The organism is Streptomyces sp. Ag109_O5-10 (genome assembly GCF_900105755.1).
GTDB lineage: Bacteria > Actinomycetota > Actinomycetes > Streptomycetales > Streptomycetaceae > Streptomyces.
Genome location: NZ_FNTQ01000001.1, coordinates 4,201,130 through 4,214,083, shown reverse-complemented (window position 1 = coordinate 4,214,083; position 12,954 = coordinate 4,201,130). Strand labels below are relative to the sequence as shown.

Here is a 12,954-nt window from a genome sequence, read left to right as displayed (position 1 = left end):
GGCGCTGCGCTGTGGAAGTCGCACGGGCCCCAGAACGAGGCTCACCGGTATGGGTGACGGCGATATTCACAACCGTCGAGTTGTCCACAGTTTCGGACCAAGATCCACACGATTTCCGGGTTCGCTGCACCGTGATTCCAGCGCGCTCCGGCGGCGGCGAGTTCATGGCCGGTTCCGTTTGTCGGGCGCCAATGGCCGGTTTCTGTCGGCCGTGCATATGGAGCCGCTCGCCGGTTCTTCGCACGTTTGTGAATCGCGTGGCCGCAGGGGCCATGCGGGAGAAGCAGCCAAGGGGGAAGCTCACGTGGCCGGAACCGTCACTCACGACCCGCCGTCCGCCGCCTCGGGACGGCCCGGACGTCCGATGATCGTCACCGAGGACGCCGAACTGCTCGACGACCTGTTGCGCCTGTGCGCCGCGGCAGGTGCCAAACCGGAGGTCCACCACGGCCCGCCGGACCGCGGCGGCGGCTGGGAATCCGCCCCGCTCGTCCTGGTCGGCGACGACGCCGCCCGGCGGGTGCGCGGCGCCACGCGCCGGCGCGGGGTGGTCCTCGTGGGCCTCGACCAGGACGACCCGGACGTGTGGAAAAGGGCCGTGGAGATCGGCGCCGACCACGTCCTGATGCTGCCCGACGGCGAGCAGTGGCTCGTCGACCGGATCGCCGACGTCGTCGAGGGCGTGGGCCGCCCGGCCCTCACCGTCGGCGTCATCGGCGGCCGGGGCGGGGCCGGCGCCTCCACGCTGGCCTGCGCGCTCGCCGTCACCTCCGCGCGTGAGGGACTGCGCACCCTGCTCGTGGACGCGGATCCACTGGGCGGCGGAATCGACGTACTCCTCGGTGGCGAGACCGCCGAGGGCCTGCGCTGGCCGGCTTTCGCCGCCTCGCGCGGCAGGCTCGGCAGCGGCGCCCTGGAGGAGTCCCTGCCCGAACTGCACTCGCTGCGGATCCTCAGCTGGGACCGCGGCGACTGCGTGGCGATCCCGCCACCCGCCGTCCGGGCGGTGCTCGCCGCCGCCCGGCGGCGCGGCGGCACGGTCGTCGTCGACCTGCCGCGCCGCCTGGACGACGAGGTCGCCGAGGTCCTCACCCAGCTCGACCTCGCCGTCCTGGTGGTCCCCGCCGAACTCCGCGCCGTCGCCGCGGCCGGCCGGGTGGCGGCCACCGTCGGCATGGTCGTGCGCGATCTCAGGGTCGCGGTACGGGGGCCTTACGCGCCGGGCCTGGACGACCGCGAGGTGGCCCGGCTGCTCGGACTGCCGCTGGCCGGCGAGGTACCGGCCGAACCAGGCCTGTGCCGTCCCGACCGGAAACCGCCGGGGTCCGCCGCCCGCGGGCCGCTGGCCCGCTTCTGCAAGGGCTTCTGGGAGCGCACCCTGGTCGAGACGGGGGGTGTCGCATGAGCCCCGGCACCGCGGGCGCGGACGGCCCGGCCCTGCTCGACGGAGTACGGCGCTGGCTCGCCGAGAGCGGCGCCGAACCGACCCCGGCGCGGGTGGCACAGGCACTACGTGCCCAGGGGCGGGTTCTCGGGGACGCCGAAGTCCTCGGCGCGGCCGAGCGACTGCGCTCCGAACTGGTCGGCAGCGGCCCACTGGAGCCGCTGCTCGCCGACCCCACGGTCACCGACGTCCTGGTGACCGCCCCGGACCGGGTCTGGGTGGACCGCGGCGGCGGCCTGGAACTCACCCCGGTCGCCTTCCCGGACGCGGCGGCGGTACGGCGCCTCGCGCAGCGGCTGGCCGCGGTGGCCGGCCGGCGCCTGGACGACGCGCGTCCCTGGGCGGACGCCCGGCTGCCCGACGGCACCCGCCTGCACGCGGTCCTGCCCCCGGTGGCCGTCGGCTGCACCTGCCTGTCCCTGCGGGTGGTCCGCCCGCGGGCGTTCACCCTCGGCGAACTGGTCGCGGCCGGGACCGTGCCCCCGGGCGGCGACCGGATCCTTCGGGCACTCCTCGCGGCCCGGCTGTCCTTCCTGGTCAGCGGTGGGACGGGCACGGGCAAGACGACCCTCCTGAGCGCCCTCCTGGGTCTCGTCGGCCCGGGCGAGCGGATCGTGCTCGCCGAGGACTCGGCGGAGCTCAGGCCCGAACACCCGCACGTCGTACGGCTGGAGACCAGACCCGCCAACCAGGAGGGCGCCGGCCTCGTCACCCTGGAGGACCTGGTCCGCCAGGCCCTGCGGATGCGGCCCGACCGGCTCGTCGTCGGCGAGGTGCGCGGGCCTGAGGTGGTCGACCTGCTGGCCGCGCTGAACACCGGCCACGAGGGCGGGTGCGGCACCGTGCACGCCAACGCGGCCGCGGACGTGCCGGCCCGCCTGGAGGCCCTCGGCACGGCCGCCGGGCTCGACCGGGCCGCCCTGCACAGCCAGCTCGCCGCCGCGCTGTCGGTGGTGCTGCACCTGGTACGGGACCGCGCGGGCCGGCGGCGGATCGCCGAGCTGCACGTCCTGGAGCGGGACCCCTCCGGGCTGGTGCGGACGGTACCGGCGCTGCGCTGGGACGCGGCGGCCTTCGCGCGGGAGCAGGGGTGGGAGCGGCTGCGGGGGCTGCTGCGGAGTGGCATGGGTGAGCCGGGAGCTCCGGCCTGAAGTGACGTCAGCGATCCATGTGCGATCCCTGAGTTGCGAGCGCTCCGTGAGTTGCGAGCGATCCCTGGGTTGCGAGTGGTCCGTGAGCTGAAAGCGGTCCATGAGTCGCCAGTGATGCGTGAGTTGAACCGGTCCGTGAGTTGCGAGCGATCCGTGGGTCGAGAGCGATCCATAGTCGAAAGAGGTGTGTGTGATGGGTGGGACGACGGTCGGTGCGGCCCTGGTGTGCGGCGGGGTCATGGCCTGGCTGCTTGCCGAGCGGCAGCGTGAGGTTCGGCGGACGCGGCTGCTGCTCGCCGGCGGCGGAGTGGTGACCACCGGGCCGCCCTCCTGGCAGCAGGCGCTCGGGGAACTCCGGCGGCTGCGCGGCCGTTGGCGGGCTGAGTGGTGGGCCCCGGCCGTAGGCCTCGCCCTCGCGCTGCTCGCCGCCTCGCTCCTGCCGGTCCTCGCGGGGGCGGCCGGGGTGCCGGCGCTGCGCCGGGTGCGGCTGGCCCGCCAGGCGCGACGGGCCCGCCAGCAGCGCGCCGACGCGGTGATCGCGCTGTGCGGGGCGCTCGCCGGTGAGGTGCGCGCGGGACGGCAGCCGGGTGAGGCGCTGTTGCGGGCCGCGCGGGACTCCGGCGGGCTCGGTGAGGCCAGGCCGGCCGTGGTGGCGGCGGCGCGCTTCGGCGGGGACGTGCCGGGGGCGCTGGCGGTGGCGGCGCGGCAGCCCGGCGCCGACGGCCTGCTGGGGCTCGCGGCCTGCTGGCGGGTGGCGGTCGACCAGGGTGCCGGACTCGCGGCCGGTCTCGACCGCCTGGACGCCGCCCTGCGCGCCGAACGCGGCCAACGTGCCGACCTGCGCGCTCAGTTGTCGGGCGCCCGGGCCACCGCGGTGATGCTCGCCGCGCTGCCCGCCCTCGGCCTCCTGCTCGGCTCGGCCATGGGCGCCGACCCGCTGCGGGTGCTGCTGCACACCGGGGCGGGCCTGGGCTGCCTGGTTGTCGGCGCGGCGTTCGAGGGCGCCGGGATGTGGTGGGCGGTCCGGATCGTGCGGGGAGCTGAGGCGGCGTGAGCGCGGAGGTTGTCCACAGGCTGGGGGTGACGGCCGGGGTGCTGGCGGCCCTGGGCTGGTCGGCATGGCGGCTGGAGCTGGCCAGGCGCGGGCGCCGGACCCGGCGCAGGGTGGCCGAACTGCTCGGCCTGGAAAGGCTGGAGCGGACGGAGAGGCACTCCGCCGTCGGCGGTGCCGTCCGCGGGTGGCTGCCGGCCGTCGGGGTGGTGTGCGGCGGCTGGGTGCTGGTCGGCGGGGTCGCCGGAGTGCTGCTGGGACTGGGCGTCGCGGTGGGGCTGTGGCGGTGGCGGAGCAGGGCGGGCGGCGGGGACCGGACGGCCGAGGCGGAGGCTGTCGAGGCCGCGCGCCAACTCCCGCTCGCCGCGGACCTCCTGTCGGCCTGCATCGCCGCCGGGGCCGGTCCGGTGGTCGCCGCCCAGGCCGTTGGAGAGGCACTCGGCGGACCCGTTGGGGAGGGACTGGCGCGCGGCGCGGCCGAGGTGCGGCTGGGCGGTGAACCGGCGGCCGCCTGGCGGGGGTTGTCCGGACTGCCGGGTGCGGCCCCGCTGGCCCGGCTGCTGCAACGCGCGGACGAGTCCGGGATGCCGGCGGCCGCGCCCGTCGCGCGGCTCGCCTCGGACGCCCGCGCCGAGTGGGCGAGGAGCGCCACCGCGCGGGCACGACGGGCGGCCGTGCTGATCTCGGCGCCGGTGGGGCTCTGTTTTCTGCCCGCGTTCATCGCGGTGGGCGTACTCCCCGTGGTGATCGGACTGGCGGGCGGGGTGCTGCGAGGGGGTGGTGGATGAGGGGCGCGACGGGGAGGGCGGCGGATACGAACTGAAGTCGAATCCAAGAGAGTCAAAGGGAGTGGAAATGCGCGAGATGTACTGGAAGATGTGGAAGCTGGTGCGCCGGGACGCCGGGATGGTCACCTCCGAGTACGCGATGGGGATCATCGCGGCCGTCGGGTTCGCGGCGGTGCTCTACGCCGTCGTGACGAGCGGTCAGGTCAGTGCGGAGCTCCAGGCCATCGTGAAACGGGCCCTCAGTGCGCGGATGTGAGCGGGGGTGCGGGGCGGACCGGGGGTTCGTGACCGCGGAGGCGGCCGTGGTGCTGCCGGTGTTGGTGGCGTTCACGATGGCGCTGGTGTGGGGGCTGCTCGTGGTGGCCGCCCAGATCCGGTGCGTGGACGCCGCCCGCACCGGGGCGCGGGCCGCGGCGCGGCAGGACGCCGAGGACGCGGTGATCGCGGTGACGAAGGAGGCGGCGCCGGACGGGGCGACGGTGACGGTGGGCCGGGAGGGTGACATGGTGCGGGTGACGGTGGCGGCGAGGCCGTCGGCGCTGGGCGCGTTGCCCTTCGAGGTGCGGGAGTCGGCGGTCGCGGTCGCGGAGGGGCCGTGAAGGGGCGTGCGGCGGTCGTTCGGCTGCGGCCGTGTGGGGTCTGGTCGCGCAGTTCCGCGCGCCCCTACGGGGCGGCTGACCGGGGGTCCGCCACAGTCTGGAGCGTCGGCGCGATCGCCGTGTTGTGCGTGGTGTTCGGGGTGGTGCTCGGCCTCGGGCAGGCCGTCGTGGTCCGGCATCGCGCCGCCGGTGGGGCCGACATGGCCGCCCTCGCCGCGGCGGACCACTGGGCCGAGGGGGCGACGGCGGCCTGCGCCCTGGCGGACCGTGTGGCACTGGCTCAGGACGCGCGGCTGACGCGATGCGTGATCGTCGGTGACATCTCGGACGTCTCGGCGGCCTCGGGCGGGGGGCCGTTCACGGCAGAGGTCCGGGCCAGAGCCGGCCCCGCCCCAACGCGCCCCTGACCACGTGCCCCTGCCAAGGCGCCCAGAAGGGGGCACGGGGGACTGCGCGACCAGCCCCCACCGGCCCCCGGCCGGAGAACTACCCCGTCGGTGCCCCCCTCAACAGCACCGTGAGGAGCCGGACCGCCCCGCGCTTGTGCAACGGCTCGTTCCCGTTCCCGCACTTGGGGGACTGGATGCAGGACGGGCACCCGGCGTCGCACTCACACGCGGCGATCGCCTCCCGGGTGGCCGTCAGCCAGGTGCGGGCGGTGTGGAAGGCGCGCTCCGCGAAGCCGGCGCCGCCGGGGTGCCCGTCGTAGACGAAGACGGTCGGCAGGAGCGTGTCGGGGTGCAGCGGGATCGACACGCCGCCGATGTCCCAGCGGTCGCAGGTGGCGAAGAGCGGGAGCAGGCCGATGGAGGCGTGCTCGGCCGCGTGCAGGGCGCCGCCGAGGATCTCCGGGCTGATCCGGGCCTCGTCGAGCTGGTCCTCGGTGACGGTCCACCACACCGCGCGGGTGCGCAGCGTACGCGGCGGGAGGTCGAGTTTCGTCTCGCCCAGCACCTCGCCGGTGATGAGCCGGCGGCGCAGGAAGGAGACCACCTGGTTGGTGACCTCGACGGAGCCGTAGCAGAGGCGCCCGTCGCCCCAGGGGATCTCGGTGTCGGTCTCCAGGACGGAGATGGCCGTGGTGTCGCGGGCCACCGTGGAGTACGGCGGCTCGGCCTGCTCGACCAGGGCCACCGAGTCCTCGAGGTCGAGGGAGCGCACGAGGTAGGTGCGGCCCTGGTGCAGGTGGACGGCGCCCTCGTGGACCGTGGAGTGCGCGGCGCTCGCGTCCACCGTGCCGAGCAGGCGTCCCGTGCCCGCCTCGACGACCTGCACCGGGCGGCCGCCCTCGCCGCGGATGTCGGTCAGCTCGGCGGCCCGCTCCCTGCGGGTCCAGTGCCAGGCCTTCGTCCGGCGGCGCAGCAGCTTCGCGGCCTCCAGCTGCGGCAGCAGCTCCTTGCAGGCGGGACCGAAGAGGTCGAGGTCGTCGTCGGTGAGCGGGAGCTCGGCCGCGGCGGCGCACAGGTGCGGGGCGAGGACGTAGGGGTTGTCGGGGTCGAGGACGGTCGATTCCACCGGTTGGTCGAACAGGGCCTCGGGATGATGGACGAGGAAGGTGTCCAGAGGGTCGTCGCGAGCGACCAGGACCGCGAGGGCGCCCTGTCCGGCGCGGCCCGCGCGACCCGCCTGCTGCCACACAGAGGCACGCGTACCGGGGTACCCGGCGATCAGTACGGCGTCCAGCCCGGAGACGTCCACACCCAGCTCCAGGGCCGTCGTGGCGGCAAGTCCGAGGAGCTCCCCGGAGTGCAGCGCGCCTTCCAGGGCGCGCCGCTCCTCGGGGAGGTAGCCGCCGCGGTAGGCCGCGACACGCCGGGCGAGGGAACGGTCCACCTCGGCCAGCCGTTCCTGGGCGATGACGGAGATCAGCTCCGCGCCGCGTCTTGAGCGCACGAAGGCGACCGAGCGCACGCCCTGCACCGCCAGGTCGGTCAGCAGGTCGGCGGTCTCGGCGGTGGCGGAACGGCGCACGGGGGCGCCCTTCTCGCCGTGCAGGTCGGTCAGTGGCGGCTCCCACAGGGCGAAGACCAGCTCGCCGCGCGGGGAGGCGTCGTCGGCGATCTCCACGACCGGCAGGCCGGTGAGGCGGCCGGCGGCCAAGGCCGGCTGGGCGGCGGTCGCGGAGGCCAGCAGGAAGACCGGGGAGGCGCCGTAGCGGGCGCACAGGCGGCGTAGCCGGCGCAGTACCTGGGCGACGTGCGAGCCGAACACGCCCCGGTAGGTGTGGCACTCGTCGACGACGACGTACTTCAGCGACTTCAGGAAGGAGGACCAGCGGGCGTGCCCGGGCAGGATCCCGCGGTGCAGCATGTCGGGGTTGGTGAGCACGTAGTTCGCGTACTGGCGGATCCACTCCCGTTCCTCGTAGGGGGTGTCGCCGTCGTACACCGCGGGGCGCACGGCGTTCCCCAGCGGTTGTGAAAGTTCCTTCACGGCGCGGCACTGGTCGGCCGCCAGCGCCTTGGTGGGCGCCAGGTAGAGGGCGGTGGCGCCCCTGCCGTTGGCCGCCTCGGAGCCGTCCAGGAGGGTGGACAGGACCGGTACCAGGTAGGCCAGGGACTTGCCGGAGGCGGTGCCGGTGGCGACCACCACCGAGTCGCCGTCCAGGGCGTGCTCGGCGGCCAGCGCCTGGTGCTGCCAGGGATGCTCGATGCCGCACTCCTGGACTGCCGCGACGACCTCCGAACGAATCCGGTCAGGCCAGACGGCATGCCGACCCGCGCGCGGGGGCAAGTGCTCCGTATGAGTGATGCGCGAAGCCCGGCTCGGCCCGGAGGCGAGCCGGTCCAGGACCGTGCCCGGAGAGAACCCGGACCCGGCCGGAACCGGCGGTCGATCGGATCGGTGATTTATGGCCATCGGGACCGAGTGTGTCACTGGCGTGACGGACAATGGGGCCAAGGCGTCGTGCACGCCTGCCGTAAGTGATTGAATGCCATCGCGGCTGGCGAACCGTCCCGGGGGCCGCAAGCCGAGGTGTCCCGAGGGGCGACCGCTCGATAGCAAGGTGCTGGAGGATCCGTGGACCTGTCCCTGTCGACTCGTACAGTCGGCGATCGTACGGTCGTCGAGGTCGGTGGCGAAATCGACGTATATACCGCGCCCAAGCTGCGCGAGCAGTTGGTCGAGCTGGTGAACGACGGGAATTTCCACCTCGTCGTCGACATGGAGGGCGTGGACTTCCTCGACTCCACCGGGCTCGGCGTGCTGGTCGGCGGCCTGAAGCGGGTGCGTGCCCATGAGGGCTCGCTGCGCCTGGTCTGCAACCAGGAGCGCATTCTGAAGATCTTCCGTATCACCGGCCTCACCAAGGTGTTCCCGATCCACACCTCGGTCGAGGAAGCGGTGGCGGCCACCGACTGACCCCGGGCCGGCCGACGTGTCCCGGACCGCCGATCGGTCCGTGCCGTCCGGCCGGCCCTCGGCACGGGCTCGTGCGCGCCATGCGCCGCAGGGGCGCCCGTGTCACCCCCGCCCGTTCGGGCCCGCGTGCCCGTGCAGGCAGCCGTCCACGGGCCGCAGTGCCCGAGGCGGACGCAATTCATCGGGGGGTTCCGGGTTCTTCGGCGGCCCGGCCCCCCATCGCACGCCCGTAGTTCCGAGGGGGACGTATGGCCACCGTTGAACTCCGCTTCAGCGCGCTGCCCGAGCACGTCCGCACCGCCCGACTGGTGGCGGCGGCGGTGGCTCGCAGGGCCGGAGTGGACGAGGCCGTCCTGGACGAGGTCCGGCTGGCCGTCGGTGAGGCCTGTTCCCGTGCCGTGGGTCTGCACCAGGCCGCCGGCATCACCGAGCCGGTGCGGGTGGCGCTGATCGAAGAGGAGAAACAGTTCTCCATCGAGGTCGGCGACGACGCACCCCGTTCCGTCCCCGGCGACCGGGCCTCCGGTGGAGCGGCGGACGCGGACGTGGAGACCGAGGAGGACGAGATGGGCCTCGCGGTCATCAGCGGCCTCGTGGACGACGTGGAGGTCACGGCCGGGGAGCACGGCGGGCTGATCCGCATGACCTGGCCGACGACCCCGCCCGGAGTCGCGCTCACCTGAGAGCCACCCCAGCTGTGTGCCGAAGGGCCCCCGAGTGGGGCCCTTCGGCATGTCCGCAGGTCCCCGCACCCGTGTCACCTGTGACCGGTCGTAAAGTGATCTCGTGCGATATGTTTAGTGAATTCATTCACGATCAGCCGGGCGATGATTTGATCAAGTAATCGGCCGTCGTCAATGCTTTTAGGGCATTACCGCTTTCGGGTCCCCTGGCGTGACCTCGATCATTTGCTGAAGAGCACGAGAAGGCCAATTCCGTTTACCGTCCCCTGTTTAGATCACTCCCGGGTACCTAGAATCCGTCCACATCTTGAGCTCAGTCCAAGCGTCAAGGAGGACGAATGGCGGGGCTTTCTACCCCTCATCAGTTGGGCCATCACCCCACAACCTTCGCAGCGGCAGTCCTGACCGACGACAACCGGGTCCTGGTGGCGGTCATCGCCGCCGTGGCGCTGGCCGCGCTCGTGGTCGCCTGGATCCTGGTCCGCCAGGTGCTCGCGGCGGGCGAGGGCACCGACAGCATGAAGAAGATCGCGGCGGCGGTCCAGGAAGGCGCCAACGCCTATCTGGGCCGGCAGTTGCGCACCCTCGGCGTATTCGCCGTCGTGGTGTTCTTCCTGCTCCTGCTGCTGCCCGCGGACGACTGGAATCAGCGCGCCGGCCGGTCGATCTTCTTCCTGATCGGTGCGGCGTTCTCGGCGACCACCGGTTATATCGGCATGTGGCTCGCCGTACGCAGCAATGTGCGCGTCGCCGCGGCGGCCCGTGAAGCCACGCCGGCGGAAGGCGAACCGGAAAAGGATCTCACCGCCGTCTCGCACAAGGCCATGAAGATCGCTTTCCGCACGGGCGGCGTCGTCGGCATGTTCACGGTGGGGCTCGGCCTGCTCGGCGCCTCCTGTGTGGTGCTGGTGTACGCGGCCGACGCGCCGAAGGTGCTCGAAGGCTTCGGTCTCGGTGCCGCCCTGATCGCCATGTTCATGCGTGTCGGCGGCGGCATCTTCACCAAGGCCGCCGACGTCGGCGCCGACCTGGTCGGCAAGGTCGAACAGGGCATTCCGGAGGACGACCCGCGCAATGCCGCGACCATCGCCGACAACGTGGGCGACAACGTCGGCGACTGCGCGGGCATGGCGGCCGACCTCTTCGAGTCGTACGCCGTGACCCTGGTCGCCGCGCTGATCCTCGGCAAGGCGGCCTTCGGCGACTCCGGACTCGCCTTCCCGCTCCTGGTGCCGGCCATCGGCGTGCTCACGGCGATGATCGGCATCTTCGCGGTGGCGCCGCGCCCCAGCGACCGCAGCGGCATGAGCGCCATCAACCGAGGCTTCTTCATCTCGGCGGTGATCTCGCTCGTGCTCGTCGCGATCGCGGTCTTCGTGTACCTGCCGGGGAAGTACTCCGACCTGGACGGCATCGGTGACGCGGCCATCCGGGCCAACGACGGCGACCCACGGATCCTCGCGCTCGTCGCGGTCGCCATCGGCATCCTGCTGGCGGCCGTCATCCAGCAGCTGACCGGCTACTTCACCGAGACCAACCGGCGTCCGGTCATGGACATCGGCAAGACCTCGCTGACCGGCCCGGCCACCGTGGTCCTCGCCGGCATCTCGGTCGGCCTCGAATCGGCCGTCTACACCGCCCTGCTGATCGGCCTCGGTGTCTACGGCGCGTTCCTGCTCGGCGGCACGTCGATCATGCTCGCGCTGTTCGCGGTGGCGCTGGCCGGCACCGGCCTGCTCACCACGGTCGGTGTGATCGTCGCCATGGACACCTTCGGGCCGGTCTCCGACAACGCCCAGGGCATCGCGGAGATGTCCGGCGACGTCGAGGGCGCGGGCGCGCAGGTGCTCACCAACCTGGACGCCGTCGGCAACACCACCAAGGCCATCACCAAGGGCATCGCCATCGCCACCGCAGTCCTCGCGGCGTCGGCGCTCTTCGGGTCGTACCGGGACGCGATCACCACGAACGTGCAGGACGTGGGCGCGAAACTCAGCGGTGCGGGCTCCCCGTTGACCCTGTCCATGGACATCTCGCAGCCCAACAACCTCGTCGGCCTCATCGCCGGCGCGGCGGTCGTCTTCCTGTTCTCCGGACTCGCCATCAACGCCGTGTCGCGGTCGGCGGGTTCGGTGGTCTTCGAGGTGCGGCGGCAGTTCCGCGAGCACCCCGGGATCATGGACTACACGGAGCAGCCCGAGTACGGCAAGGTCGTCGACATCTGCACCAAGGACGCCCTGCGCGAGCTGGCCACGCCGGGACTGCTCGCCGTGATGGCGCCCATCTTCATCGGGTTCACGCTCGGTGTCGGCGCCCTCGGTTCCTACCTCGCGGGCGCGATCGGCGCGGGCACCCTGATGGCCGTCTTCCTGGCCAACTCCGGCGGTGCCTGGGACAACGCCAAGAAACTCGTCGAGGACGGCCACCACGGCGGCAAGGGCAGCGAGGCCCACGCCGCCACGGTCATCGGCGACACGGTCGGCGACCCCTTCAAGGACACCGCAGGGCCCGCGATCAACCCGCTGCTCAAGGTCATGAACCTGGTCTCCCTGCTCATCGCGCCCGCGGTGATCAAGTTCTCCTACGGACATGACAGGAGCATCGGCATCCGGATCCTGATCGCGGTTCTCGCTCTGATCGTGATCGTCGGCGCGGTCTACGTCTCCAAGCGGCGTGGCATCGCCGTCGGAGACGACGAGGACAGTGCCGAACGGGTGGCCAAGTCGGCCGACCCCGCGGTGGTTTCGTAGGCGGTCTTACGACGCCCGCCGGCGCCCTCGCGAGAGGGGGCCGGTCAACGAGCGGGCGGGCGGTGTGTGCTGACACGCCGTCCGCCCGTTTCGTACGCCGGGGCGCCTGCGGCCCGTCGCGCGCCGGAACGTGCGGCGTGTGGCGCGTGCCGGCTGGAGGCTGTCAGCGTGCGCCGGAGGGTGTCGGCGCGTCCTGGAGGGTGTCGGCGTGCGCCGGAGCGCGCTCGGGACCGGCATGTGCGCGTCGTCTCGTCGTGAGCCTTCTCTCCCTGACGCAAACACACCCAAAAGCTTATTTACTGTGTGCTTCCATGAGGGTGCTGTCCGTCCGCCGTGTAGATTCCGGGGGCCGAGAGCCATGGAAGGGACCGATCCGGTGAACAAGAAGCTCGCGGCCGCACTGTCCGGCGGTGCGGTACTGGTAGTGGCGCTGTCCGGGTGCAGCAGCAACAAGGGCACCGACCCGAAGCTGATCGCCTGGGCCAAGACCGTGTGCGACGCGGTGCCGGCGCAGGACGCGAAGATCAAGGCGGCGAACGAGGCGATCTCCACTACGGCCTCGGACACCACGAGTTCGGCCGCGACCATCCAGAAGACCGACTCCCAGGCCTTCCAGGACATGTCCGACGGCTACAAGGCGCTCGCCGCGGCCATCAGCAGCGCCGGCGCGCCCCCCGGGGTGGAAGACGGCGCCAAGCGCCAGCAGAACGTCGTCACGACCCTCAACAGCCTCTCCGCGTCCTACGCCGACCTGAAGAAGAAGGTCGACGCGCTCGACACCAAGAACCAGGCGAAGTTCGCCACCGGTCTGCAGGACGTCGCCTCCCAGACGACGCAGCTGGAGACGCAGAGCAAGAGCGGCACCGCGGCGCTGAACGCCCTGGAGCAGGGCGAGGTCAAGGACGCGATCGCCGAGCAGGCCAGCTGCAAGAAGGTCTCCTCGACGACGTCGACCGGTGCGTCGGGTCCGGCGTCGTCCCCGGCTTCGACCTCGACGTCGTCGACCGCGGGCTGAGGCGGGGGCAGAACCTCGGAGGCCGGGGCCCGGGCCGGTGTCGGGGCGGGTGCCGGGGCGCCGGGGCCGGGTCCGTGCGCCTGGCGAGTTCCGCGGTCCGCGACCGTGTG

12 protein-coding genes are annotated in these 12,954 nt (G+C 72.7%); 11 read left to right on the top strand and 1 reads right to left on the bottom strand.

Annotated elements, in window-relative coordinates; translation table 11 throughout:
• Positions 1-304 precede the first annotated feature (304 nt).
• From ssd to BLW82_RS19205, 7 genes are all read left to right on the top strand, one after another.
• A complete protein-coding gene (gene ssd, locus BLW82_RS19235) occupies positions 305-1,405 on the top strand; it encodes a septum site-determining protein Ssd (RefSeq protein WP_093500131.1) in 1,101 nt (366 codons plus the stop codon).
• Positions 1,402-2,595, top strand: coding sequence for a TadA family conjugal transfer-associated ATPase (locus BLW82_RS19230; RefSeq protein WP_093500129.1), 1,194 nt, complete (start codon positions 1,402-1,404; stop codon positions 2,593-2,595). The genes ssd and BLW82_RS19230 overlap by 4 nt, the downstream gene beginning before the upstream one ends.
• A gap of 193 nt (positions 2,596-2,788) precedes the next feature.
• On the top strand, positions 2,789-3,649 hold the full coding sequence (locus BLW82_RS19225; protein WP_177233001.1) for a type II secretion system F family protein: 861 nt from the start codon (positions 2,789-2,791) through the stop codon (positions 3,647-3,649).
• The gene (locus BLW82_RS19220; RefSeq protein ID WP_093500126.1) at positions 3,646-4,434 is read left to right on the top strand and encodes a type II secretion system F family protein; all 789 of its coding nucleotides are present in this window, start codon (positions 3,646-3,648) and stop codon (positions 4,432-4,434) included. Before BLW82_RS19225 ends, BLW82_RS19220 begins: the two co-directional genes overlap by 4 nt.
• Positions 4,435-4,501: 67 nt before the next feature.
• Positions 4,502-4,690, top strand: coding sequence for a DUF4244 domain-containing protein (locus tag BLW82_RS19215; RefSeq protein WP_093500124.1), 189 nt, complete (start codon positions 4,502-4,504; stop codon positions 4,688-4,690).
• A 28-nt stretch (positions 4,691-4,718) separates the two neighbouring features.
• Positions 4,719-5,033 (top strand): TadE family type IV pilus minor pilin, encoded by a 315-nt coding sequence (locus BLW82_RS19210; protein ID WP_093500122.1) that lies wholly within the window; start codon positions 4,719-4,721, stop codon positions 5,031-5,033.
• Positions 5,034-5,056: 23 nt separating this feature from the next.
• Positions 5,057-5,440, top strand: coding sequence for an Rv3654c family TadE-like protein (locus BLW82_RS19205; RefSeq protein WP_093508137.1), 384 nt, complete (start codon positions 5,057-5,059; stop codon positions 5,438-5,440).
• Between the two features lie 79 nt (positions 5,441-5,519).
• Here BLW82_RS19205 and BLW82_RS19200 read toward each other — a convergent pair whose 3' ends face one another.
• Positions 5,520-7,892: a DEAD/DEAH box helicase gene (locus BLW82_RS19200; RefSeq protein WP_177232999.1), complete on the bottom strand. Its 2,373-nt coding sequence runs from the start codon at positions 7,890-7,892 to the stop codon at positions 5,520-5,522.
• A 162-nt stretch (positions 7,893-8,054) separates the two neighbouring features.
• On the opposite strand from BLW82_RS19200, the gene bldG reads away from it, so the two are divergent.
• From bldG to BLW82_RS19180, 4 genes are all read left to right on the top strand, one after another.
• A complete protein-coding gene (gene bldG, locus BLW82_RS19195) occupies positions 8,055-8,396 on the top strand; it encodes an anti-sigma factor antagonist BldG (RefSeq protein WP_010986038.1) in 342 nt (113 codons plus the stop codon).
• A gap of 248 nt (positions 8,397-8,644) precedes the next feature.
• Positions 8,645-9,079, top strand: a complete 435-nt coding sequence (locus BLW82_RS19190; RefSeq protein WP_093500118.1) for an ATP-binding protein — start codon at positions 8,645-8,647, stop codon at positions 9,077-9,079.
• 338 nt (positions 9,080-9,417) lie between these two features.
• Positions 9,418-11,829 carry a sodium-translocating pyrophosphatase gene (locus tag BLW82_RS19185; RefSeq protein ID WP_093500116.1) on the top strand — a complete coding sequence of 804 codons (2,412 nt, stop codon included), beginning with the start codon at positions 9,418-9,420 and terminating at the stop codon, positions 11,827-11,829.
• Positions 11,830-12,187: 358 nt separating this feature from the next.
• Positions 12,188-12,844 (top strand): small secreted protein, encoded by a 657-nt coding sequence (locus tag BLW82_RS19180; RefSeq protein ID WP_177232998.1) that lies wholly within the window; start codon positions 12,188-12,190, stop codon positions 12,842-12,844.
• Positions 12,845-12,954: the final 110 nt, after the last annotated feature.